Source organism: Rhodoferax sp. ZS1R8 (assembly GCF_056521325.1).
Window position 1 is genome coordinate 141,360 of the sequence record NZ_JBWMBA010000002.1, and the last position, 24,680, is coordinate 166,039.

The 24,680-nt window shown below is 62.1% G+C and carries 21 protein-coding genes and 1 riboswitch; of the genes, 12 read left to right on the top strand and 9 right to left on the bottom strand.

The window, feature by feature from the left end:
- Positions 1-1,365, bottom strand: coding sequence for a glutathione-disulfide reductase (gorA, locus tag AC097P_RS06695; protein ID WP_479609615.1), 1,365 nt, complete (start codon positions 1,363-1,365; stop codon positions 1-3).
- A gap of 109 nt (positions 1,366-1,474) precedes the next feature.
- Here gorA and AC097P_RS06700 point away from each other — a divergent pair, with 109 nt between their 5' ends.
- Positions 1,475-4,444: an aconitate hydratase gene (locus AC097P_RS06700; RefSeq protein ID WP_479609616.1), complete on the top strand. Its 2,970-nt coding sequence runs from the start codon at positions 1,475-1,477 to the stop codon at positions 4,442-4,444.
- Between the two features lie 39 nt (positions 4,445-4,483).
- Here the strand turns inward: AC097P_RS06700 and AC097P_RS06705 are convergent, their stop codons facing one another.
- Positions 4,484-6,061 (bottom strand): WS/DGAT/MGAT family O-acyltransferase, encoded by a 1,578-nt coding sequence (locus AC097P_RS06705; RefSeq protein ID WP_479609617.1) that lies wholly within the window; start codon positions 6,059-6,061, stop codon positions 4,484-4,486.
- Positions 6,062-6,202: 141 nt separating this feature from the next.
- On the opposite strand from AC097P_RS06705, the gene AC097P_RS06710 reads away from it, so the two are divergent.
- Entirely contained in the window at positions 6,203-7,063 is an 861-nt protein-coding gene (locus AC097P_RS06710; protein ID WP_479609618.1) for a CsgG/HfaB family protein, read from the top strand.
- A 25-nt stretch (positions 7,064-7,088) separates the two neighbouring features.
- Here the strand turns inward: AC097P_RS06710 and AC097P_RS06715 are convergent, their stop codons facing one another.
- Positions 7,089-7,967, bottom strand: a complete 879-nt coding sequence (locus AC097P_RS06715; RefSeq protein WP_479609619.1) for a YbhB/YbcL family Raf kinase inhibitor-like protein — start codon at positions 7,965-7,967, stop codon at positions 7,089-7,091.
- A gap of 271 nt (positions 7,968-8,238) precedes the next feature.
- Here AC097P_RS06715 and AC097P_RS06720 point away from each other — a divergent pair, with 271 nt between their 5' ends.
- A complete protein-coding gene (locus AC097P_RS06720) occupies positions 8,239-8,841 on the top strand; it encodes a DVUA0089 family protein (RefSeq protein WP_479609620.1) in 603 nt (200 codons plus the stop codon).
- A gap of 70 nt (positions 8,842-8,911) precedes the next feature.
- On the opposite strand, the gene AC097P_RS06725 is transcribed toward AC097P_RS06720, so the two are convergent.
- Genes AC097P_RS06725 through AC097P_RS06740 form a run of 4 tightly spaced genes read right to left on the bottom strand, consistent with a single transcriptional unit; the run spans position 8,912 to position 14,014 of the window.
- A complete protein-coding gene (locus AC097P_RS06725) occupies positions 8,912-10,402 on the bottom strand; it encodes a carboxypeptidase M32 (protein ID WP_479609621.1) in 1,491 nt (496 codons plus the stop codon).
- 13 nt (positions 10,403-10,415) lie between these two features.
- Positions 10,416-11,363, bottom strand: coding sequence for a peptidylprolyl isomerase (locus tag AC097P_RS06730; protein WP_479609622.1), 948 nt, complete (start codon positions 11,361-11,363; stop codon positions 10,416-10,418).
- A 4-nt stretch (positions 11,364-11,367) separates the two neighbouring features.
- Positions 11,368-12,888, bottom strand: a complete 1,521-nt coding sequence (amaB, locus tag AC097P_RS06735; RefSeq protein WP_479609623.1) for an L-piperidine-6-carboxylate dehydrogenase — start codon at positions 12,886-12,888, stop codon at positions 11,368-11,370.
- Positions 12,889-12,919: 31 nt separating this feature from the next.
- Positions 12,920-14,014, bottom strand: coding sequence for a saccharopine dehydrogenase family protein (locus AC097P_RS06740; protein ID WP_479609624.1), 1,095 nt, complete (start codon positions 14,012-14,014; stop codon positions 12,920-12,922).
- A gap of 137 nt (positions 14,015-14,151) precedes the next feature.
- On the opposite strand from AC097P_RS06740, the gene AC097P_RS06745 reads away from it, so the two are divergent.
- The 9 genes from AC097P_RS06745 to AC097P_RS06785 all read left to right on the top strand — a co-directional run bounded on the left by AC097P_RS06745 (position 14,152) and on the right by AC097P_RS06785 (position 23,324).
- Complete coding sequence (locus AC097P_RS06745) at positions 14,152-14,658, top strand: Lrp/AsnC family transcriptional regulator (protein ID WP_479609625.1); 507 nt, start codon at positions 14,152-14,154, stop codon at positions 14,656-14,658.
- 45 nt (positions 14,659-14,703) lie between these two features.
- A riboswitch (TPP riboswitch) is annotated at positions 14,704-14,806 on the top strand.
- A gap of 63 nt (positions 14,807-14,869) precedes the next feature.
- The gene (locus tag AC097P_RS06750) at positions 14,870-17,047 is read left to right on the top strand and encodes a TonB-dependent siderophore receptor (RefSeq protein ID WP_479609626.1); all 2,178 of its coding nucleotides are present in this window, start codon (positions 14,870-14,872) and stop codon (positions 17,045-17,047) included.
- An 18-nt stretch (positions 17,048-17,065) separates the two neighbouring features.
- Positions 17,066-17,599 carry an AAA family ATPase gene (locus AC097P_RS06755; RefSeq protein ID WP_479609627.1) on the top strand — a complete coding sequence of 178 codons (534 nt, stop codon included), beginning with the start codon at positions 17,066-17,068 and terminating at the stop codon, positions 17,597-17,599.
- A 53-nt stretch (positions 17,600-17,652) separates the two neighbouring features.
- Positions 17,653-18,345 (top strand): crotonase/enoyl-CoA hydratase family protein, encoded by a 693-nt coding sequence (locus tag AC097P_RS06760; protein WP_479609628.1) that lies wholly within the window; start codon positions 17,653-17,655, stop codon positions 18,343-18,345.
- Positions 18,346-18,449: 104 nt separating this feature from the next.
- A complete protein-coding gene (locus tag AC097P_RS06765; RefSeq protein WP_479609629.1) occupies positions 18,450-19,613 on the top strand; it encodes an efflux RND transporter periplasmic adaptor subunit in 1,164 nt (387 codons plus the stop codon).
- A gap of 76 nt (positions 19,614-19,689) precedes the next feature.
- Entirely contained in the window at positions 19,690-20,424 is a 735-nt protein-coding gene (locus AC097P_RS06770; protein WP_479609630.1) for an ABC transporter ATP-binding protein, read from the top strand.
- Positions 20,406-21,614 carry an ABC transporter permease gene (locus AC097P_RS06775; RefSeq protein ID WP_479609631.1) on the top strand — a complete coding sequence of 403 codons (1,209 nt, stop codon included), beginning with the start codon at positions 20,406-20,408 and terminating at the stop codon, positions 21,612-21,614. Before AC097P_RS06770 ends, AC097P_RS06775 begins: the two co-directional genes overlap by 19 nt.
- A 3-nt stretch (positions 21,615-21,617) precedes the next feature.
- Positions 21,618-22,820 (top strand): ABC transporter permease, encoded by a 1,203-nt coding sequence (locus tag AC097P_RS06780; RefSeq protein WP_479609632.1) that lies wholly within the window; start codon positions 21,618-21,620, stop codon positions 22,818-22,820.
- 120 nt (positions 22,821-22,940) lie between these two features.
- Positions 22,941-23,324 (top strand): hypothetical protein, encoded by a 384-nt coding sequence (locus AC097P_RS06785; protein WP_479609633.1) that lies wholly within the window; start codon positions 22,941-22,943, stop codon positions 23,322-23,324.
- A 7-nt stretch (positions 23,325-23,331) separates the two neighbouring features.
- On the opposite strand, the gene AC097P_RS06790 is transcribed toward AC097P_RS06785, so the two are convergent.
- Both AC097P_RS06790 and AC097P_RS06795 read right to left on the bottom strand, forming a co-directional pair.
- A complete protein-coding gene (locus AC097P_RS06790) occupies positions 23,332-24,102 on the bottom strand; it encodes an anti-sigma factor family protein (RefSeq protein WP_479609634.1) in 771 nt (256 codons plus the stop codon).
- The gene (locus AC097P_RS06795; protein WP_479609635.1) at positions 24,099-24,611 is read right to left on the bottom strand and encodes a sigma-70 family RNA polymerase sigma factor; all 513 of its coding nucleotides are present in this window, start codon (positions 24,609-24,611) and stop codon (positions 24,099-24,101) included. Before AC097P_RS06795 ends, AC097P_RS06790 begins: the two co-directional genes overlap by 4 nt.
- Between the last annotated feature and the right edge of the window lie 69 nt (positions 24,612-24,680).

A 24,680-nucleotide genomic window follows, 5' to 3' on the forward strand; every position in this document is an offset into this window, starting at 1 on the left:
TCACAGTGCGTGGCGCACGGTGGGCGTGCGCATCGTGACCAATTCTTCGGCCGCCGTCGGGTGCACGGCCAGCGTGGCGTCCAGTGCGGCTTTGGTGGCTTTGAGTTGCAAGGCCACGCCCATCAACTGCGCCATCTCTCCGGTGTCGGGCCCCACACCATGGAAGCCCAGCACGCGGTCCGTGTCGCGGTCCACCAGCAACTTGAACAGCACCTTGCCGGTATGGCCGGACAGCGTGGCTTTCATGGGGCGAAAGCTGGTGCGGTACACGTCAAGCCGTGGGTAGTGGTGGAGGGCCGTCTCTTCGGTCAGGCCGACGACACCCAGCTCGGGTGTCGTGAACACAGCGGTGGGTATCAAGTTGTGGTCTACGCGGCGTGGCATGCCGCCAAACACGGTGTCGGCAAAGGCATGGCCTTCGCGGATAGCCATGGGGGTCAGGTTGACGCGGTTGGTCACGTCACCGACGGCGTAGACGCTGGGAGCGGTCGTCTGGCTGAATTCATCCACCGGTATGGCGCCATGGGCATCCACCGTAATGCCCAGCGTGTCCAACCCAAGATCGTGGGTATTGGGCTTGCGGCCCAGCGCGCGCAGCACGCAGTCTGCTGCTACGTTTTCGCCGTTGTCCAACTCTACTGCCAGGCCATCGGCAGCTTGTGTGATCCCCGTCACATGGCGGCCGAATTGCAATTGCAAACCGCTCTCCACCAGTTCACGGCTGAGGTGGTTTCGCACATCTTCGTCGAAGCCCCGCAGTATCTGTTCGCCGCGCACCACCACGCGGACCGTGGCACCCAGGCGCTGCAGCACGCAAGCTAGTTCCAGTGCGATATAGCCCGCGCCCTGCACAACCACGCGCTGGGGCAGTGCCGTCATGTCGAAAAAGCCATTGGAATCGATGCCAAGCTGATAGCCTGGAATGTCCGGACCCCTTGTCGGTGCTGCTCCGGTAGCTATCAAAATGTGTTTTGCGTGCAGTTTGCTGCCATCGGCCAGCACCACCTTGTTAGGGCCTGCCAAGCGCGCGCGGCCAGCGAAAATCTGCACACCGGCAGCCAGCAGGTTGCTGCGGTAGATACTTTCTAGGCGGGCCACTTCCGCGTCGCGACGCGCCTTCAGCGTGGCCCAGTCGAACCGTGTCTCCGCCAAGGTCCAGCCGTAACCGGCCGCCTCTTCAAATTCTTGTGCGAAGCGGGAGGCGTAGACCATCAGTTTCTTGGGCACGCAACCGCGTATCACACAGGTGCCGCCGAGTCGGTACTCCTCCACCAGGGCTACGCGCGCGCCATGACTAGCCGCGATGCGCGCTGCCCGCACCCCGCCCGAGCCACCGCCCACTACGACCAGATCGAACTCGGACATGGAAACCCTTTAAAAATGGTCGAATAAGGTGGACTTCGCATAGCGTGGCGAAAGGTTAACAGCATGCTGCCAGAATGTGTGTGCGTTGCCCAACGAATAGGAGTAGTCGATGCCCCACGTCTTTTCTTACACCCTCAGACCGTTCACCACCGCTGCCGGCAAGACCGGCATGCTGCATTCTCTGCCAGCCCTGGCGAAAAAATTCCCTAATGTGAACCGCCTGCCGGTATCGTTGCGCATCGTACTGGAAAGCGTGCTGCGCAATTGCGATGGCAAGAAGGTCACGGCCGAGCACGTGGCGCAGCTCGCCAACTGGCAGCCCCGGTCCGAGCGCAGCGCAGAGATTCCGTTCGTCGTGTCACGTGTGGTATTGCAGGACTTCACCGGCGTGCCGCTGCTGGCCGACCTGGCCGCGATGCGCAGCGCCGCCAAGCGCCTGGGCAAGGACCCGGCTCGCATCGAACCGCTGGTGCCGGTGGACCTGGTGGTGGACCACTCGGTGATGGTGGATCACTATGGCAAGAAGAATTCGCTGGACCTGAACATGAAGCTGGAGTTCCAGCGCAACCGCGAGCGCTACGAATTCATGAAGTGGGGTATGCAGGCCTTTGACACCTTTGGTGTGGTGCCGCCGGGATTTGGCATCGTGCACCAGGTCAACCTGGAGTACCTGGCGCGCGGCGTGCACAAGGCCGTGCAACGCGATGCCAAGGGCATGAAAACGACCGAGCTGTACTACCCCGACACGCTGGTGGGCACCGACAGCCACACGACGATGATCAACGGCATCGGCGTCGTGGGCTGGGGCGTGGGTGGTATCGAGGCCGAGGCCGCGATGCTGGGCCAGCCGGTCTACTTTTTGACACCCGACGTGGTGGGGTTCGAGTTGCGCGGCCGCCTGCGCGAAGGCGTCACCGCGACCGACCTGGTGTTGACCGTGACGGAGATCCTGCGCCAGCACAAGGTGGTGGGCAAGTTCGTGGAGTTTTTTGGCGAAGGCACACGCACGCTGAGCCTGCCAGACCGGGCCACCATTGCCAACATGGCCCCCGAATACGGCGCCACGATGGGCTTCTTTCCGGTTGACGAGAAGACCATGGAGTACTTTGAGGGCACGGGCCGCACCAAGAGCGAAATGCAGGCGTTTGAGGCCTACTTCAAAGCCCAGGGCTTGTTTGGTGTGCCTTTGGCCGGGGAGATAGATTTTTCGCAGGTCGTGACACTGGACCTGGGTTCCGTCACCCCCAGCCTGGCGGGCCCCAAGCGTCCGCAAGACCGCATCGAACTGGGCAAGGTGGCCAGCCAGTTCGAGTCGCTATTCTCCAAGTCCAATGCGGAGAACGGTTTCAACCAGCACGCGGCGGTGTTCCAGACCCGGCACCTGTTGCGCGTCTCTGGCGAGCCCGTGGCAGACAAGGTGCCGCTGGCCCCACCCACTCCTCTTGGTGCAGCCCGTCCGATGATGGAGATGGAGGGAAACAAGCCCACGCTGGCAGCGCACCATGAGCCGCCCGCGGTTCCCGAGACCGCCACGCCGGTTGGTGTGCCCGACATCACCGTCGGCCATGGCGATGTGCTGATTGCCGCCATCACCAGCTGCACCAACACGTCCAACCCCAGCGTATTGCTGGCGGCAGGCCTGCTGGCCAAGAAGGCGGTGGAGGCGGGGCTCAGGGTGCAGCCGCACATCAAGACTTCGCTGGCGCCGGGCTCGCGCATCGTCACCGAATACCTGACCGAAACCGGTCTGTTGCCCTACCTGGAGAAGCTGGGCTTTGCGCTGGCCGGGTATGGCTGCACCACCTGCATCGGCAATGCGGGCGACCTGACGCCGGAGCTGAATGAAGTCATCACCAAGAACGACCTGGTGTGCGCCGCCGTGCTGTCGGGTAACCGCAACTTCGAAGCGCGCATCCACCCCAATCTGAAGGCCAACTTCCTGGCCAGTCCGCCGTTGGTGGTGGCCTACGCGATAGCCGGCACGGTGACCCGCGACCTGATGACCCAACCCGTGGGCAAGGGCAAGGGCGGCAAGGATGTGTACCTGGGTGACATCTGGCCCAGCAGCGATGAAATCCATGCACTGCTGAAGTTTGCAATGAACGGCAAGGCCTTCCGCCAGAACTACGCCAAAGTGGCGACCGAACCGGGCAAGCTGTGGGACAAGATCAGAGGGGTATCGGGCCAGGCCTACACCTGGCCGACCAGCACCTACATCGCCGAGCCGCCGTTCTTTGATAATTTTGCTATCAAATCAGGAGCTGGTCACGCGCAGCCCACGGGGGCTGCAGGCCTAAATGGCTCTAAGCTTTCCGGTCAAACGGCTGGCGCACCCGCTGTGCACGGCGCGCGCATCATGGCGCTGTTCGGGGACTCCATCACCACCGACCACATCTCACCCGCCGGCTCCATCAAGGAGAGTTCGCCGGCCGGGCAGTGGCTGCTGGCCCATGGGGTGCAAAAGCCCGACTTCAACTCCTACGGTTCACGCCGCGGTCACCACGAGGTCATGGTGCGTGGCACCTTTGCCAATGTGCGCATCAAGAATCTGATGCTGCCGCACAAAGCCGACGGCGGCCAGGAAGAGGGCGGTTTGACGATTTATCAGGGGCCGCAGGGGGTGGAAGGCGTGGGCGACAAGCTTTCGATCTTCGACGCCGCCATGCGGTATCAGACGGCGGGTATGCCCACCGTGGTGTTTGCGGGCGAGGAATACGGCACCGGCTCCAGCCGTGACTGGGCCGCCAAGGGCACGGCCCTGCTCGGCATCAAAGCGGTCGTCGCGCGCAGCTTTGAACGCATCCACCGCAGCAACCTTGTGGGCATGGGCGTGCTGCCACTGCAGTTCAAGCCCGGGGAAAGCTGGAGTCGCCTGGGCCTCAAGGGTGACGAGGTCATTAACATCATCCCCGACGCCCATCTGACACCGCAGAGCGAGGCGCAACTGGTGATCACCCGGGCCGATGGCACGCAGAGCCACCACAGCCTGCTGCTGCGCATAGATACCCCCATTGAGGTCGACTATTACCGGGCCGGTGGCATCCTGCCCTATGTGCTGCACCAGTTGCTGGGCAACTAGGGTGGCCTGAGCGGCAGACTGGCGCTGCTGAGGCGGTGGTCAGGCCGCTACTGCGACCCGCCTGCTGCGTTTGCGCGCGACTGGGCTTTTGTCGGCGGCCGCCTTTGGTGTTGGGCTTGGTGGGGTGTTGTGCAATAGCGCCGTTGGCTTGTCGGATTTGGCTTTGGCCGGGTTCAGCAGGGCTTCGACCGGATCGGCCAGTTGGGCCCGTGCCAGTTCCAGCAGCGCGCGGTGTTCTGCCAGCAAGCCATCGGCAAGGTCATTGACATCGGGTACGGCGCGGCGGCAGGCGATCAGGCCGTAGTCGAGGCGCCCGTTGTAGCTTTGCACGGTCACATTCAGCGCCATGCTGTGCGCCGGAATGGAAACGGGGTAGTAACTGACCACCTTGGCGCCCGCAAAATACAGCTGTACCGGAATACCCGCCACGTTGGAGATCACCAGATTGGCCAGCGGCGGCATCACATTGGCCAGGCGCGAGCGGCTGAACAGCGAGGCCACAGCTGACATTAACCAAGGCGCGGCGGGCAGCGGAAAGTCAGTGGGGATGGCGGCCTTGAAGCGGCTCATCTTGGCCTTGGTGCTGGCCGACAGTTCATGGATCTTGCGCAGCCGGGCCAACGGGTCCTTGATATCGGTGGCCAGGCCCATCGTGACCATGCTGACCTGGTTGTTGGATGTGGTGTCGCCCTCGGCCCGCAGGCTGACGGGCACGGCAGCGGTCAGCGGCTTGTCGGGCAACTCGTTGTTGTCCTGCAAGTAGCTGCGCAGGGCGCCGGCAGTGGTCGCCATGACCACGTCGTTCAGCGACACGCCCAGCAGCTTGGCGATCAGCTTGACCTCGGCCAGCGGCACAGTGCGCCCGGCGAAGGTACGCTGGTTGGTGATGGCCACGTTCAGTGAGGTGCGGGGCGCAAACAGCGTGAAATCCTTAGGCAACGACCAGTCGCGCTTGCCGCTTGCGTCCTTGGCCGGGATCAGCACGCTTTTGGCAGATTTGGCAATCAGCGGCAGTGACTTGATCAGTCCCACCGATTGGTTGACCGTGTTGCGGGCGGCAGCGCCCAGCAGCTCGGCAATACCCAGCTGGTATTGGTTGCGCCGCGCGCGGGGGCGGGGCGGCTTGATGGCCCGCCCAGTGGCAGCCAGATCAAACATGGCCTGCGCCACGGCCACACCGGCCTGTCCGTCAATACCGGCATGGTGCAGCTTGCTGTACAGCGCCACCTGACCGCTCTTCAGGCCATCAATGACAAAGAATTCCCACAGTGGGCGGCTGCGGTCGAGCAGGCTGGAATGCAGGCGGGCTACATATTGTTGCAATTGCCGGTTGCTGCCGGGTTTGGGCAGAGTGACATGGCGTATGTGGTAATCCAGGTCGATATCCTCGTCCTCCACCCATACCGGGTTGGACAGGTCCAGTGGCATCAGCGCAAGCTTGCGGGTGAAAACTTCGGCCAAGTGCAAGCGCTGCTGGATGTAGCTCTTGGTGTCCTCGAAGAAGTCACCGCTATAGCCCTCGGGCAGGTCCAGAACGTTGAGGGAGCCGATATGCATCGGCATTTCAGGCGATTCGAGGTGGAGAAATGCAGAATCCACGCCGCTGAGATGTTTCATGGCCAAAGCCTTTTGGGAATTGAGCAACCACGATAGCATGGCGGCCGGCAATTGCGAAGAGGGGTTTTACGGCTGCTTTCTCCTGTTCGCGCATGGCGTGCACTGGGTTACCATTCGCCCGCATTTTCAAGGAAGCAGTCCATGTCCCCATTTGGTTTTTCGCGTTCAGGTATTCGTTCTTTCCCCCGCGGCCCGGTCATAGCCACTGTGCTGCTGTGCAGCATCGCCACGCTGTCTGGCTGTGGCAAGAAGGGGACAGAGCTGGGTGGTGGTAGCTCCGAAGTGACCGGGTCGGCCGGACCAGCGGGCGCCAAAGGCGAGAACAAATCGCTGGTGAAGTGCGATGCGCCGGTCGCCACGTTGGCACTCGCGGAAAATCCAAACGGATATGTCATGAGCAGCAGCTACAACTTGCCCAGTTCACCCGTACCCCTGGTGCGCCTGCTGGCGCAGCAAAGCGGTTGCTTCCGTGTCGTGGATCGGTCCGCGGGACTGCACGGTACCATCCAAGAGCAGCAACTGAAGGAAAGCGGCATCCTGCGCAAGCAAGGCAATACCGTGGAAAAAGGCAAGGGCTATGAGGCGCAGTACACGCTAATCCCCAACCTGACCTTCAGCGAGCAAGACGCCGGGCGTAGCCTGGGCGGCGTGCTGGCCCACATTCCCGTTGTGCGTGATCTGGGTGCGCTGATCGGCGTTGTGGAGCAGATCAAATTCAAGGAAGCCCAAGTAGCGCTGCTGCTGACCGACAACGAAACCACGGAGCAGGTTGCCGCCGCAACCGGCTCTGCACGCACCACCGACTTGGGACTAGGCGGACTGGCCTTCGGTGGAATGGGTGGGGCGGGCGGTATGGGTTGGAGTAATACCAACGAGGGCAAGGTTATCGCCGCCGCTTTTTTAGACGCCCACAACAAGCTGGTGGTGCAAGCGCGTGAACTAATGGCCAAGGATTTGCCACCAACGGTGGCAACGAAGAAGACGCCCAGCAAAGGTCTCTAGGACCTTGCTGGGCTCAGGCGTTGTTTCAGGGGAAGACGCCAGTCAAAGTCGCCTTGCCGATGATGAAGGCCTTGAAGTCCAGTTCAAACTTGGCACGGCTGTACTCAGGCACTGCAGTGACCCAAGTGACGTTGTCCGTCAACGCGTAAACAGTCAATTTGTAAGTGTGTCCTGAAGTAGCAGGACCGGCGTACCCGATGCCAGCAACGCCACCAGGTCCGATGGTGTAGTTGCTACCGTATACGACTCCGCTTTGCAGCAACAGGTTTTCGCCTTCAGCGATGGCAGTCTTGGCCACCGGTAGGTTGAATACGCTCCAATGGCGGCAAGCACTGATGCCAACCTGACATGGTGCAGTTTCATCATCCATAACAATAGCAAACCGCTTGGTCGCGGTTGGAATGTCAGAAATGTTCAACTGCGGCGTAAGATTGTTGCCACCGACTGTTGTGCTCGCGATACGCAGCGGTATCGTTCCACCATCGGCATACGACGTAGAGTTGATCGTCAGGTTGGTGGGGCTTGCAGTCACGGTGGTTGTGGCGACCGCACTGTTGCTCTTTCCGTCGCTCGCCATCAGCGTCACAACGTACACACCTGCTACCTCAGGGACAAAGCTGGTCTTGACCCCGGAGGCCGAGACCAGGGTTGCGGTGCTGCCCGAGGGCCGCTGCAAAATGGACCATGTGTAGCTGATCGGATCCTTGTTGGCATCCGACGTGCCACTGCCATCCAGGGTCACGGTGGAGCCGATCAGAACGTTTTGCGGGGCACCTGCGTTAGCTACCGGAGGAACATTGCAGGAATTGACGCCCAATGTGCAGTCGTTGGTTTTGTTGTCCCCGCCTCCGCCACAGCCTGCCAGCAAAGCAGAAGCCAGTCCCAAGCAAATTAAAGCCTTCATTTTGTTCATCCCGTGTTTGTAACCGTTCGATTGTGCATGACAGTCGCTCTCTTTTCAATAGCATGCAGCTTTGCGCGACGATTCAGTATCTTTTGTAACTGTACCTAGCGCCTGTGTAGAAATTAGTCCGATTGGACTATTGGTACTTTAACCGACACCCGCCTACACTCAAACGCGATCTTTGTCTGGCATGCGTAGCACAAGGGTCCAATCAAGCCTTGCTCTGGGGGAGCAGGCACTCACTCCATTTCTCAGAAATAAAAATTTCAGTATGAAACTCAAACCTCTTGCACTGGCTCTGTTGATGACCGCCGCCGCCGGTGCGCAAGCAGCGCAATTTAATTTCTCTGGTGATATCGCCACCCATAAGGATGTCATCCAGATCGGCTTTTCGCTGCTGACGGACGCAACGGATGTAAGGGTTTGGACCGATTCCTTCCAGAACGGTGCTAACTTTGACCCCATCACTGCGGTGTGGTCGCAGAACAATGCCGGCTGGAACCTGTTGGGCCAAAACGATGACCGCTCCAATATTGCGCCTGGACAAACGCGTTTTGACTCCGGCCTGACGTTCGCCACACTGGGTGCCGGCAACTACCTGTTCACAATCGCTACTTTCAACAACTGGGCCCGTGGCACAACCCTGGCGCAAGGCTTTACATTTGACAGCCAGACCGCCATCCCACTGTCACAGTGGAACCAGCCCGCCAACCACGCCAACATGGGCACACACTACAGCGTGCACCTCTCCGGTGTGGATTCCGCCGTGAGCGCAGTTCCCGAACCCGAAACGTATGCCATGTTGCTGGCCGGCCTGGGCTTGGTGGGCGCGATAGCACGTCGTAAGAATCGCAAGACTTCCACAGCAGCTTAAACACTGCGTTGATTGGCCTGCCCCGCATTCGCGGGGCTTTTTTGCGTCTGCTTCGCGACTACCGCCCCGCTCAGTTGCCGAGATAACGCGCTTCCAAATGCCTGCGGAAGTGGAGGGCGTTCAGTGGCTCACCGGTAGCCCGGGTCACCAGCGCATCGGTAGACCAACGGCTGGCTTGACTCCAGATGTTTGTGTCTAGCCAGTCCATTACCGGTGACAGGTCACCACTGGCAATGCTGGCATCCATATCCGGGTGCGACCTGCGAATGGTTGCGAAATATTGCGCTGCGTAGATTGCGCCCAAGGTGTAGCTCGGGAAGTAGCCAAACATGCCCGATGGCCAGTGGATGTCCTGCAGGCAGCCTTGGTCGAAGTTGCCAGCCACATCCACACCCAGGTACTCCTGCATCTTGGTGGTCCACAGTGCCGGGATGTCATCTGCCTCGATCTCACCGGCAATCAGCGCGCGCTCGATCTCAAAGCGCAAAATCACATGGGCCGGGTAGGTCAGTTCGTCCGCATCCACGCGGATGAAGCCGCGCTTGACGCGGGTGATCATGCGGGCCAGGTTGTCGGCCTCGAAGGCCGGCTGGTCTCCCAGGTGCTTCTTGACCAGCGGCGCGATCAATTGCAGAAACGCCGGGCTGCGGGCCAGTTGCATCTCGAACGACAAGCTCTGGCTCTCGTGTATGCCCATAGAGCGGGCACGACCTATCGGCAGATGTACTGTGTCCCGTGGCAGGCGCTGCTCGTAGCGGGCATGGCCGGTCTCATGGATGATGCCCATCAGGCTGGGCGCGAACGCGGCCTCGTTGTAGCGCGTGGTGATGCGCACGTCTTGCGGCACGCCACCACAAAACGGATGGGTTGAGATGTCGAGCCGGCCGCCCTCAAAGTCAAATCCCAACAGGCCCATCACTTCCACGCCCAGCGCGCGCTGTTTGTCGATAGGGAAAGGCCCCATGGCCTGCACCACCTCTTCGGATTGTTGCTTGGCAATCACCTTGTCGATCAGATCCGGGAGCCAGGTTTTGACCTCACCAAATAGTTTGCTGATGGCGCTCTCGGACATGCCGGGTTCGAACTTGTCCATCAGGGCCTCGTAGGGTGTGCTACCGGTGGCATCGGCCAAAAATTTCGCTTCCTTGCGAGCCAGGTTGACCACCTCGCGGAAGTTGCCCAAAAAGCCTTGCCAGTCGTTGGCCTTGCGCTGCGTGCGCCAAGCGTGTTCGCAACGGGCGCCAGCCAGGCTTTGGGCTTCGACCAAATCCTGCGGCAGGCGGTTGACCAGGGCCCACTCTCGGCGCATCTCGTTGAGACTAGCCTGGTCAGCCTCCGGCAAGTTGGCGTTCTGCGCTGCGTCGAATTGGTCTTTGAGTGCAGGGTCTGTCAGCGTCTGGTGCATCAGCACTTGCAGCTCGGCCATGGCTGCGGCGCGGGCTTCGTTGCCCTTGCTGGGCATCATTGCGGCTTGGTCCCAGCCGGCTATAGAAGCCAGATGGCCGAAATGGTGCAGGCGTTTGAAGGTGGCGTTTAACGGCGCCAGTGCGGATGCGGTCATGGTGGGATTGTTCCTAGGGGATGGGACGCGTGGGTACGCTGCGGTTGCAGATATTGCTGTGCAGCGCACTGCGCACCGCCCAGCCACCAATGGCATGGCGGCTGGCCTCCACCAGGTTGCGCCAGGTGGCCGTGTCGGTGCGCATGATTTCGATGTTTGGCTGCTCGCTGGCCGGAATATCGGCCAGCATGCGCGCGCGGGTAATAGGGGTGTAAGCCTCGGGCTTGTCGTAAAAGCCCATCGGGCCAGGGCCACGCGGCATGGACGACAACACGTTCATGCCTTTCACTATGCGCCCGACCACCGTGATGTTGAGATCCAACGCCCTGGGTGCCTGGCCATTGATGGCGTATAGGCTAGTACCGTTGCTGCTATCGGGCTTGGTGCCGCGCGCTGCTCCCACCATGCCGTAGCAGTGAACCAGCCATGCCTGGTTCTTGGCCGGATTGGCGGCTACCGGCATACCATCGACAAAACCGCTCACCGGGGCCCAACCATCGGGATCGGTGAATTTGGTAATGGGCAAACCCTTGAACGGAATCGAAAACTCGGCTGGCAGGTTGGCCAGTGCCGTACCCAGCGGTTTAAGTTTGTCCTTCTCTTTTTCCTCATCCGCGGGGTCGGCCCATTGCGTTACGTAGTTGTCCTGCACGCGCACCACGGCGGAACCAGTGTAGTACCCCTCACGGGTCAACGTGCGGATATTGGCTGCATGTTTGGGAGCAAAGCGCGGTGCCAGCTCCATAACCACAGCCTGGCCATGGATCTCCATGACCACGGTTTTCTCAGGGTCCAGCCGGCGCCAGTCGCTGGGCGCCGAATTCTTGATGATGTCGGCCTGGCTGGAGAGCGGCTGCTGCGCTGCATAGCCCGTCAGAGTCACCAGCGCAGCGGCACAGAAGAGGGATTGTGACTTGAAGCGCAACATACAGACCCTTGTCGTATTGAAGGCTTCAAGCATACCGTCAGTTCAGATCAAAACGCACGCCCTGGGCCAGCGGCAGCTCCCTGGAGTAGTTGACCGTGTTCGTCGCACGGCGCATATAGGCCTTCCAGGCATCTGAGCCGGATTCACGCCCGCCGCCAGTCTGCTTCTCGCCACCAAACGCGCCACCAATTTCTGCACCGGATGTGCCGATGTTCACGTTGGCAATGCCACAGTCCGAACCGGCGGCGGACATAAACTGCTCCGCCTCGCGCACGTCGGTCGTGAAGATCGACGACGACAGGCCCTGTGGCACGTCGTTGTTCAATGCGATGGCTTCAGACAGCTCGCCGTACTGCAACACATACAGGATGGGTACAAAGGTCTCGTGCCGTACGACTGCGGTTTGTGCAGGCATTTGCACCAGCGCCGGGCGCACGTAGAAGGCATTGGGGAAGCGGTCCTGCAGCGCGCGTTCGCCACCGGAGATTGTGCCGCCCTGGGCCTTGGCCTGTTCCAGTGCCGATTGCATCGCGTCGAATGCAGCGCCATCAATCAGAGGGCCGACCAGCGTACCGTCTTCCAGCGGTGAGCCAATCTTGAAGCTGGCAAACGCGCGGGTCAGACGGGCCACCAAATCGGCATGGATGGATTTGTGGACGATCAGGCGGCGGGCCGTCGTGCAGCGCTGGCCCGCAGTACCGGCTGCGGCAAAGGCCACGGCGCGCACGGCCATGTCCAGGTCGGCGGATGGCGCCACGATGATGGCGTTGTTGCCGCCCAGTTCCAGCAAGCTGCGGCCAAATCGGGCTGCCACGCGCGGACCCACGGCCTGACCCATGCGGGTGCTACCGGTAGCGGATACCAACGCCACCTTGACATCGTCCACCAGAGCTTGGCCCACGTCGGCGCGGCCCATGACCAATTGGGACAGGTTGGCCGTCCGGTCGGCGCCAAAGCGCGCGCAAGCGCGATCAAACACGGCTTGCACGCCCAGGGCACACAGCGGTGTTTTTTCCGACGGCTTCCACACCACGGTGTCGCCGCAGACCAGTGCCAAGGCTGCATTCCATGCCCACACGGCCACTGGGAAGTTGAAGGCGGTGATGACACCAACCACACCCAGTGGATGCCAGGTTTCCATCATGCGGTGGCCGGGGCGCTCGGACGCAATCGTCAGGCCGTACAACTGGCGTGACAAGCCCACGGCAAAGTCGCAGATGTCGATCATTTCCTGCACCTCGCCCAGGCCCTCGGACAAGACCTTGCCGGCCTCCAGGGACACCAGCGTGCCCAAGGCCTGCTTGTGTTCGCGTAGCTCTTCGCCGAGCAAACGTACCAGCTCGCCGCGTTGCGGTGCGGGCACCGTGCGCCAGGTTTGTTGTGCAGCATGGGCGCGGGTTATGACGGTTGCTACTTCAGTCAAAGTGGTTTCGTGCACCTGGCCCAAGGACGCGCCGTCAATCGGCGAGCGGGATGGCAGGGTTCCGCCGGTGTAGGCGCTGGCGGTCACGCCCAGGCGCGTAAGCAGGGTTTGGATGCTGTCTGTAGAGGTAGACATAGGATCTCCGTATTCGGTGAGAGGTGCTTGCTTAACCGATGGACTCGACCTGGCGCGATTGTTGGTACGCCTTGCCAAAGCGGTTGGCCAGGAAAGCTGGCAACTCTACCTGTTCCTGGCGGATGAAACCCGACTGCGGCAGCTTGCCCTCACGGAACAGATCCACCGCCGCGCAAATGCCGGCGGCTGTGGTGATCTGGATGGCGCTCAGCGGGGCCTTTTCGTCGCGGTCGGCAAAGATCTTGCGGGCAAATACTTCCTGTACCAGGTGCCCATCGCGCTCGCCGCTGACGGTCACAAAAACCAGCACCACGTCTTGCATGGTCAGCGGGATGGAGCGGCGCAGAATGTCCTTCAACGTCTCCTGGTCCGACTTCATACCCAACTCTTGCAGCAGCATCTTCATGATGTCGCAGTGGCCGGGGTAGCGCACGGTCTTGTAGTCCAGCGTGGCAACCTTGCCTTTCAGTGTCTCGCACAGCGTGCCCAGACCGCCCGAGGTGTTGAAGGCCTCGTACTCGGTGCCGTCCAGCGAAAAGTGCTCCATGCCTTCCAGCGGCAGCACTTCGATGATCTCGCCATCGCGGATCGCTTCGCACGGGTGGCAGTATTCGTTGATCAGGCCGTCCACGCTCCAGGTCAGGTTGTACTTCAGCGAATTGGTTGGGAAGGCGGGTAGCGCACCTACGCGCATTTTCACTTCGTGCAGCTTGCTGAACTTCTTGCTGAGGTGGTGGGCCACGATGCCAATGAAGCCGGGCGCCAGGCCGCACTGGGGCATGAAGGCGGTCTTGGCACCTTCGGCCATGCGCATGATCTCGCGTGTGGCGGCCACGTCTTCGGTCAGGTCAAAGTAGTGGCAGCCGGCTTCCAGTGCCTGGGTGGCGGCCATGGTGGCCAAGTGGTAGGGCAGGGCGTTGACAACGGCGTCATAGCCCTTTAGCGCGGCGCGCAGTGCGCTGGCGTCTGAGGTGTCGATCTGCGCCACTTCCAATGGTAGATGACGCAGCTTCTTGAGAGCCTCTTCGCTGCGGTCCACGACCTTGACCTGGTAGTCGCCTGAGCCGGACAACAACGTCGCTATTGTTTGGCCAATATGGCCCGCACCCATCAGAACAACACGCATGGCAATCTCCTGGTAATAAGTTTGAATGCAACAAGTCTAGGTCCAGGTTCGGACGAACTAAATGGACGAAGTGTCGTAATGGTGGATTAAGCAGACGATTCGTCGTAATATCCGGTCATAAAGACCAAAGGCAAGCTATGAGTACCCGTGCTGTGACACCGCGAGCGTCTAACATCCACAGACCCACCACCCCCGCCATACCAGAGCGCGCCTTGCGCGACCAGCTGGACCGCGACCTGCTGGCTCTGCTGCAAGCCAATGCCCGCGCCTCCACCGCCGACCTGGCACGCCAACTGGGCACGGCGCGCACCACGGTGCTGGCCCGCCTGGGTCGCTTGGAGCGCGAGGGGGTGATTGCCGGCTACACCGTGCGCCTGGGCCAAGATGTGCGCGATGCGGGTCTGCAGGCCTTTGTAGGCGTCACTGTGCAACCCAAGGCCGGCCGCGAGGTCGTGCGCCAGATATCCCGCATGCCCGAGGTGCGCCAGCTGTGCGCCGTCAGCGGTGAATTTGATTACGTTGTGTTGCTGCGCGCCGAGTCCGCACTGCGCATGAATACGCTGCTCGATGAGGTCGGCAACTTCGACGGCGTGGTCAAGACCACGACATCGGTTGCGCTGGAGTGGAAGATCGACCGCACCTGAGCCCCCCATTACAATGAGAGACCGGGTCGGCAGCTACTGCCAGCCTGTAAACGCTAGGGGTGCTGGTCGTCGCAAAGCGGCCGGCTGAGATAACACCCTGGAACTTGATCAAGGTAATACTTGCGCAGGGAAGCGTGGTGTAAAGGCCGTTGTTCTGTACACAGAACGTGTTGGCCTGTCCGTGCGCCCTGCCGTCGAAAAAGGATATGCGATGGCCCCCCGTCTGAACCTCAAACTGTCCCCCTGCGCCGCCGCAATGCTTGTCGTATTGGCGGCGCCCGTGTGGGCCCAGCAAGCTGCAACGCAAAGCCTGCAGGGCGTCACTGTCAGCAGCAAGGCCGCACCCGTGCTGGATGTAGACCGTGCCGATGTGGGCGGCCTGGGCCTGCCGCTGGCCCAGACGCCGCAGAGCATCAGTGTGCTGGGCGCCGACCTGCTGGCCGCCACGGCCGCCAGCAGCCTGTCGCAAGCCATCAAGCTCGACGCCTCGCTGTCCGACAGCTACAACACCACCGGCTACGTCGAAGGCATGTCCATACGTGGCTTTTTGCTGGACCCGAAAAACAACTATTTGCGCAACGGCCTGCCATTCTCCAACTACGCCCCCGTTGCCCTTGAAAACAAGGAGCGCATCGAAGTGTTGAAGGGTGTGGCCGGTTTGCAGGCGGGCGTATCGGCGCCCGGTGGCCTCGTCAACTTTGTGACCAAGACCCCGCAGCCGGGCAACTTCACCACAGCATCGATTGGCGGCGACAGCAATGGTGGCAGCAAAGTGCATCTGGACAGCAACACCGCATGGGGTCCAGTGGGCGTGCGCTTGAATTTGGCAGCCGAGGACCTGCGCACGGTGTTTGACCGCGCAGACGGCAAGCGCGAATTTGCCAGCCTGGCGTTGTCCGGTCACTCGTCGCGCGATACCAAGGTCTCTGTCGACCTGGAGTTCCACCACAAGAAGCAACCGTCTGTGCCGGGCCTGGGCCTGCTGGACACCAATGGCGATGGCGTGGCCGACACGCTGCCCGCCCCCAACTATTCCCGCCTGAACCTCAACAATCAGACTTGGTCGCAACCTTTCGAGGCCACCAGCACCCATGCCCAGATCGCCATCGACCACCAGTTCAACCCGCACTGGACAACCCATCTGGGCCTGAGCACCCAGCGCACCGTGGTGCAGGACCGGCTGGCATTTCCCGATGGCTGCAGCACAGGCCCCAAAGAACTCTATCCGGGACTGTGTGGCAATGGCGATGTAGACATCTACGATTACCGCAGCGAAAACGAAGAACGCAGCACCTGGGCCTGGGATGCGAGCATGCGCGGCAAGCTGCTCAGCGGAGGCGTGCTGCACCACCTGAACCTGGGTCTGAGTGGCCGCAGCGCGCGCACCGATATGGCGCCCAAGCAGGCCTACAACTTTGTCGGCACGACCAACATCGATCGCCCCATCGCTCTGCCAGCAGATGGCGCGGCTGGTGACCTCAACACCAACAGCCGCGAACGCGCGGTGGATGCCTATCTGTCGATAGCCAGCGACCTCGGCCGCAGTGTGCGCAGCTTTGTCGGCTTTCGCATGTCGCGCCTGAACCGCAACAGCGAGCGCAGCGATGGTTCGCGTGCCATTGCCATCGACCAAACCGTGACCACCCCGTGGGCCGGCCTGTCGTGGTCTCCAGCAGCCAGCACCATGTTGTACGCATCGTGGGGCGAGGGCACCGAGTTGGAAGCCGTGCCCAACCGCGCCAGCAAATTTGTCAATGCCGGCGAGGTATTGCCCGCGCTCAAGAGCCAGCAGACCGAGCTGGGTCTGAAATGGCAAGCGCATCCGCGCTTGCTGGTGTCGGCCGCGGCCTTCAACATTAGCAAGCCCTATGCCGATGACCAGCCCACGGCCAGCGGCAAACCGCTGCGCGTCGTTGGCGGCAAGACCGCGCGGCACAGTGGCCTGGAATTGATGGCTGTTGGCCAAGTCGGCAAGCAACTCTCGGTACAGGCCAGTCTGATGGTGCTGGATGCCAAATACACAGACGCCCTGGACCCCGCACTGGTGGGCCAGCAGGTTACCAATGTGCCCAAGACCAAGGCATCGCTGTTTGCCGATTACAAGCTTGTGTCGCTGCCCGGCCTGTCGCTTAGCACCCTGCTGACCCATGAGAGTGGTAAGACAGTCACGGCCAACGCCGCTGTCGGTCTGCCAACCGCCTGGCAGATGGATGCGGGCGTGCGCTACCAGAACCGTATGCTGGGCAAGTCCACGCAGTGGAGTCTCAATGTGGAAAACCTGACCGACCGCAACTACTGGCGCGAAGCGCCCACGCAGTACTGGGGTGGTACCTATGTGTTCCCCTCCACGCCACGCACGGTGCGGGCCCGAGTCACCATCGAATTCTGATCACGGGCAGCGGTTGCCATGGAGCCCCGCCTCATCTGTCTGATCGGAGCCGAATGCACTGGTAAGACTACGCTCGCCCAGGCTCTCGCGCAGCGTATGGGCGGGCTGTGGGTGCCGGAGTACTTGCGCAGCTTTACCGATCACCGCGGCCGTACACCGCAGCGCGACGAGCAATTGCGCGTCCTGCACGAGCAGGTGCGCCACGAAGATGCCGCGCTGGTAAGCGCCCGTGCGCGGCGGATACGCGTGGTGGTGTGCGACACCGCGCCACTGCTGACCGCCGTCTACAGCGACTACGTGTTTGGCGACACCACGCTATACCCCATGGCCCGCGACCTGCACGCCCGCTATGCGCTGACACTGCTGCTGGAGCCGGACATTCCCTGGGTGGCGGACGGGCTGCAGCGCGATGGCACCGCCGCGCGCGCTACGGTGCATGCGCGCATCGAGCAGGCATTGGCCGATGGCGGTTGGCCCCATGTGCGCATCGCCGGCCAGCCCGAACAGCGGCTGGCTGCGGCGCTGGGCGCTATACGCCGGGCACTGGGCTAGAGCGGTCGCAGCGGTTAGACTGGCTTTTTGTTCTTTATGCGGACCCACACACCATGACCGAACTCGTCGCCTACAGCCTGGAAGATGGCATTGCCACATTGACCCTGAACAACGGCAAGGTCAACGCCTTTTCCCATGAGCTGATTGCCAGCTTTAATCACGGGCTAGACCAGGCGGAAGCCGCGGGCGCGGTGGTCATCGTAACCGGTCAGCCCGGCATTCTCAGCGGTGGCTACGACCTCAAGGTCATGACAGCCGGTCCGCAGGCCGCCATCGATCTTGTGGCCGCTGGGTCCACACTGGCCCGGCGCATGTTGGCCCACCCGCAACCGATCATCGTGGCCTGCCCGGGCCATGCCGTCGCCAAGGGCGCCTTTGTGCTGTTATCGGCTGACTACCGCATTGGCGTCGAGGGGCCGTTCAGCATCGGCCTCAACGAGGTCAAGATCGGCATGACCATGCACCACGTAGGCATCGCCATTGCGCGCGACCGGCTGACCACACCGGCCTTCCAGCGCTCGGTCATCAACGCCGAAATGTTCACGCCCCAGGGTGCGATGGCCGCAGGGTTTCTGGACCAGGTGGTGGCGCCTGAGCAATTACTCAGTGCGGCCGTTGAAGTGGCGCAGCAGATGAAGAAGCTCAACATGACAGCCCACGCCAACACCAAGCGCAAGGTGCGCAAGGCCTTGCTGGACGCGCTGGAGGCCGCCATCGCACTGGACAAGACCATCAGCCTGATGTAAACCCTATTGGTGAAATCAGGCTCTAGCCCTCGTGGAACGTGCGTAAGCAGCTACTGAATTTATAGCGCTTTCCGAGACTGTCCCCTTCCGGAAATCGCAAGACTATGTCCTCCACACTGATTCGCCGCCTTCTGCTTGTACTGCTGGTCATCGGTTTGCTGGGCCTAGCCGTGTGGTGGGCCAAGCGCCCAAAACCGGTTGCCGTGCTGGTGGCCGTGATTGACCAGGGCCGCGTCGAATCCAGCATTGCCAACACCCGGGCGGGCACCGTGGAGGCTTGTATGCGTACCAAACTCTCGGCCACGGTGGGTGGGCGTATTGAGGTGCTGGCCGTCAGGGAAGGCGACAAGGTCAAAAAGGGCCAGCTGCTGATGAAGTTGTGGAACGACGACCAGCAGGCGCAAAGCAGCTTGGCTCTGGCCCAGGTGGAAACCGCGCGCAAGCGGGTGGCGGAGGCCTGCACGGTGGCGGCCAATGCCGAGCGCGAGGCCGAGCGCCAGACAGCCTTGTTCAAGCAGGGCTTTGTATCCGGCTCGCGTGACGAGCAGGCCCGCGCCGAAGCCCAGGCGCGCCGCGCCGGTTGTGACGCGGCCAAAGCCGACGTGGCGCAGACGCAGGCACGCGTTACTGCTACGCGCGTCGAGCAAAACCGCACCGTGCTGTACGCGCCTTTCGCTGGCACCGTGGCCAAGATCGTGGGTGAGGTCGGTGAATACTCCACGCCGTCCCCGCCCGGTGTGCCTACGCCGCCGGCCATAGACCTGATTGACGACACCTGCCTTTACGTGCGCGCCCCTATGGACGAGGTGGATGCGCCCAAGATCAGCGCCGGGCAGACGGTGCGCATCAGCTTCGATGCGCTGCCCAAGCAGTCTTTCCCCGGCAAGGTCAAGCGCGTGGCGCCCTTTGTATCGGCCGTGGAGAAGCAGGCCCGCACTGTCGATATTGAAGCGACGCTGGACACACAAGCCGACAAAGCAGCGCCGCGCCTGCTGGTGGGCTACAGCGCCGATGTGGAAGTAGTGCTGGCCTTGCGAGAAAAGGTGGTGCGCGTCCCGACCTCGGCCTTGCATGAAGGCGGGCGTGTGCTGGTGGCCGGTGCGGATGGCACCCTGCAGGAGCGCGTGCTCAAGACTGGCCTGGCCAACTGGGAATTCACCGAGGTGCTGGACGGCCTTGCCGCCGGCGACAAGGTGGTGACCTCGCTGGAGCGCGAAGGTGTAAAGCCTGGCGCGCATTTCATCGTCGACGAAAAGAGCAAAAGATGAGCCCCCACGCTCACGTTCGTTCACTGTCCCCCGAGGGGATGCTCTCCCTCCTGAAAACGGCCCGTCGGAAGGCAAAATGACCACGCCGCAGATCGAGCTCGCCGGCATCGAGCGGGTCTTCCACCTGGGTGACTCGGAGGTGCACGCGCTGCGCAATCTGGATTTGTCGATCAATGCCGGCGAATATGTGGCAGTCATGGGGCCATCGGGTTCGGGCAAATCGACGCTGTTGAATCTGCTGGGCCTGCTGGACCGCCCCAACACGGGTGTCTACCGCCTCGAAGGCCGCGACGTGACGACGCTGTCGCCCGACGAGCAGGCGCGTGTGCGCAGCCAGCGCATCGGATTTGTATTCCAGAGCTTTCACCTCGTGCCGCGCCTGACCGCCGCCGAAAACATTGCGCTGCCGATGGTGCTGGCCGGCCTGCAACCCGCGCAGCGCAGCGAGCGGGTGCAGCGGGCGCTGAAGGACTACGGCCTGGAGAACCGTGCCGGCCACCGGCCCGACGAGCTCTCGGGCGGCCAACGCCAGCGCGTGGCCATTGCCCGCGCCACCATCATGCAGCCGGCGATGATTTTGGCCGACGAGCCCACCGGCAACCTGGACCGTGCCACCGGCGAAGAGGTGATGCGCCTGCTGGAAGGACTCAACGCCCAGGGTGTGACGTTGGTCCTGGTCACGCACGACGCCGCATTGGGCGCCCGCGCCCACCGGCAGCTGCGCATGGAAGACGGCGTACTGCAGCAGGATCTGCGCCGTGACCTTGCAGCAACCACGCCACTTCAACCGCCATGCGCAGTGCCGACCTGATCCGATTCGCGCGCGATGCCGCCACGGGCAATGCCCTGCGCGCGTCCTTGCTGGTGTTGGCGATGGCTATTGGCGTGGCGGCCGTCGTGGTGCTTACTGCGCTGGGCGATGGTGCCCGGCGTTATGTGATGTCCGAGTTTTCCGCGCTGGGCAGCAACCTGGTCATTGTGTTGCCGGGGCGCTCGCAGACCGGAGGCTTCAGCCCGGGCAACGCCATCACCAACACCACGCGGGATCTGACTATCGACGATGCGCAAGCCCTGCAGCGTGCCAGCGCCGTCAACCGCGTCGCACCACTGGCCGTGGGTACGTCGGAGATCAGCGCCGGCGGCAAGCTGCGCGAGGTTTTGGTCGCCGGCACAGTGTCGCAATATGCGCAGGTGCGCCAGCTGGCGCTGGCCCAGGGCCGATTTCTTGCCGCCGGCGATTGGCGCCGCGGTGCCAGCGAGGCGGTGATTGGAGCCAAGGTGCGTGACGAAATTTTTGGCAGCGGGCCGTCGCTGGGTCAACTGGTACGCATAGGTGACCGGCGCTTTCGTATCGTGGGCGTGTTGGGCAGCAGTGGCCAGGGCCTGGGCATGAACACGGATGAGCTGGTGTTCGTACCAGTGTCGATGGCGCAAGCCATGTTCAACAGCAACACGCTGTTCCGGGTTCTGGTGGAAGCCCATGGCCGCGAATCCGTCGAGGCCGCCAAGGTGCAGGTGGCCGACATCATCCAGCAGCGCCACGATGGCGAACGCGACGTGACCGTCATCACCCAAGACGCGGTGTTGGCCACCTTTGACCGCCTGCTCGGCGCGCTAACCTTGGGCGTGGCTGGAATTGCCGCCATCAGCCTGGCGGTGGCGGGGATACTGGTCATGAATGTGATGCTGGTGTCGGTCACCCAGCGCACGGCCGAGATCGGACTGCTCAAAGCATTGGGCGCCACCGGTGGCCGTATACGCCTGCTGTTTCTGGCAGAGGCAAGCATGCTGTCGTTGACGGGTGCGGTCGCAGGCTATGTGCTGGGTCAACTGGCAGCCGCTTTTATCCGCCATCTGTATCCGACCCTTCCGGCTTATCCGCCAGACTGGGCCGTGCTTGCGGGGCTGGCTACGGCATTGGTTACCGGCACTTTGTTTGGGGTGCTACCGGCACGGCGTGCGGCGCAGCTCGATCCGGTGCAGGCATTGTCCAAACGCTAGCGCATGCTGCCAATCGACGCCGTACGCCTCGCCTTGCGGGCCATCGTTGCGCAGCGCCTGCGGAGCTTCTTGACGCTGTTGGGCATAGCGGTGGGCATTGCGTCCGTGATTCTGCTGACCTCCATTGGCGAGGGCATACACCGTTTTGTGCTGGCGGAGTTCACGCAGTTTGGCACGAACATCGCAAGCGTCTCGCCCGGCAAGGTCAAGACCTCCGGCCCCGCACCGACCGGCATACCCAGCTCGGTACGGCCGCTCACGCTGGACGACGCACGCGCATTGCGCAACTTGCCACACGTGATCGGCATGACTGCGACCGTATGGGGCAATACCGAGGTGGGTGCCAACGGCCGCGTACGCCGCACCACGGTCAATGGTGTCGGGGCCGACATGCTCAAGGTCTACAGTATCCAGGTCAAGGCCGGCCAGTTTCTGCCGGATGAAGCGCTGGAGAACGCCCGTGCGTTTGTCGTGCTGGGTTCCAAATTGAAAGCCGAGCTGTTTGGCACCACCAACCCGCTGGGTGCCCGGCTGCGGGTGGGCAACCTGCAGTTTCGTGTGATCGGTGTGTTGGAGGCCAAGGGCCAGTTTCTGGGTGTTGATTTGGATGATGCCGCCTACATCCCCACCGCGCGTGCACTGGAGCTGTACAACCGCGACGGCATGATGAAGATAGACCTGGCGTACGAAGAGGGCGTGCCCGCAGCGCGCATTGTGTCGGCGGTCAAGAGCACGCTCAGCGCACGCCATGGTCGGGAAGATTTCACGATCACGACCCAGGAGGACATGTTGCGAACGCTGTCCAATATTCTGGACATTTTGACGATGGCTGTAGGCGCCCTGGGCAGCATTTCGCTGCTGGTTGGGGGCGTCGGCATTGTCACCATCATGACGATTGCCGTAACTGAGCGAACCAGCGAGATCGGTCTGATGGTGGCACTCGGTGCACCGCGCCGCACGATACTGGGCCTATTCCTCGGCGAGGCTGTCACGCTATCGGCCATTGGCGGCGTCATGGGTTTGGCGCTGGGTTTTGGTTTGGCCCAGATCATCCACCTGGCCGTGCCGGCCTTGCCAGTGCACACGCCGCTGAGTTTTGTGGTGCTGGCTGAGTGCATAGCGGTGGTGATAGGGCTGCTCGCCGGTGTGTTGCCAGCCCGCAGTGCAGCACGGCTGGACCCGGTGGATGCCCTGCGCACCGACTAGTCATCTAGTTGTAGCCTGGTGTTTCAGCAGGCAGGTATGGACACTTCCCGACACAAATGCTTACCGTTAGATGCCTCTGTCGCGACGATGCTGGGGTTTTACCCTCCGGGAGTTCATCCTTTGGTATTTCAAGACAGACGTAGAAAGGCGACCGCACCGCCAACTTCGCCGATTCCGCTGGAGGAATTGGTGCAGGATGTCTACGTATCGTCCCCACCCGATGCGCAAAAGCAAATGCTGGCCCGCCTGGTCGACAAAGTGTATGAGACCGGGCCCGCTCCCCTACAGGGCTTGGTTGAAGATGGACAACAGGCAGTACCCAAAGCAGAGGCCGTGGCTGTGGTTGAGAATGCCATGCACACGGGCGGCGCCGCTTTGGCCAAGGTGACGCGCGTACTCGTCAATTCGCCGTCGCTTGTGGGATCGGGTGCTGGTGCTGTGCTCCTCGCACTGTTGCGGCGCACGCAACGCCGTCGGTCGGGTGATCGCGTAAAAGTAGATTAGCCCCGCGTCATTTATGCCAGTTTTTGGCCCGGGCCTGCCGCTCGGCCGCCACGTCCAAGGTTCCGCCTTCGGCGCGCTTGTCTACCGCATCCAGCAGTGCCGGCGGAAGCGAAGCCGAAGCTTGGCGGACTGCCCCGCCAGATGGGACCTCCAGGGTATTGACTTGTTGTACGGTCCATTGCCCTGCCTGTTGGCAGGCCAGACCCGCAATGGCAGTGGTGCTGAAGGTGCGGCAATAGTGGCCATCTTTGTCCATAAAACTTAGCTGCACCTTCACGCCATCCCCTGCCACCGGTTCACTCGCCAATTGGTTTGACAGGGCCTTTTCGATTTCGCCACCCGCCACCAGTTGACCCTGGTTCACGCCCACGGACGGGTCCACACCCGCGCCCAGGAAACGCGTGCCCAGCAGCACGCCCAGCATTACGCTGGCCGCCATGCCGCCCAGTTGTGCCCAGGTTGGCATGGTCCGGACGCCCGCACGCTTGGCCCGCGCATCGGCCAGTTGCACGACCACTGGCGCAGAGTCAGCGGCCGTAACCCCTTGTGGTGCAGCCTTTAGCAGTTGGGTCAATCTATCGGGTACCGGTTCGCTCAGCGCCGCGGCAAAGGCGGCGCTTACGCGCTTGCGTTGCTGCTGCATCTGGTCCACGCGCTGGCGCAGTGCCGGGTTGGCCTGCAGCGCAGTTGCTACCTGGGTATGCTGCGCGGCATCCAGTTCGCCGTCTGCAAAGGCCATCAGGGTTGCGTCGGCCAGTGTGTTGTTGCCCGTGTTCATGGATGTACTCCTTCGTGTGCGCCACCCAACAGGGCTTGCAATGTTTCGCGTGCGCGCGCCAGCCGGCTGGTTAGCGTACCCACCGGTATCGCCAGCACCTCGGCGGCCTCTTGGTAGGAAAAACCTTCGACCAGTACCAGGCCAACCACGGCGCGCTGGTCATCCCCCAGTTGTGCCACGGCCTTGCGCACGGCAATGGCGTCCATTTGCGCATCGTTGGTAGATGCGCCGACGTTTTCTCCGGCCTCTTCTTCCACAAAGGTCTGGTTGCGCCGGTCGCGGGCGCGGGTCTCATCAATCCAGGCGTTTTGCATGATTCGAAACATCCAACTGTCCAGCCGCGTGCCCTCTCGCCACTGTTCGGTGTGCGTCAGGGCCCGCTCAACTGCGATTTGCACAATGTCGTCGGCATCCTCCGCGTTGCGGGCCAGCGTGCGGCCAAACCGCCGCAAGCGCGGCAGCAGGGCGGCAATCTCATTGCGCAGGTTCGTTGAGGAGGATTCAGCCATCTCTAATTGACACAACGTGCGGGCTAGGGATTTTCTTCCATGGATGGTTCGTTATCATCGCATGCAAAC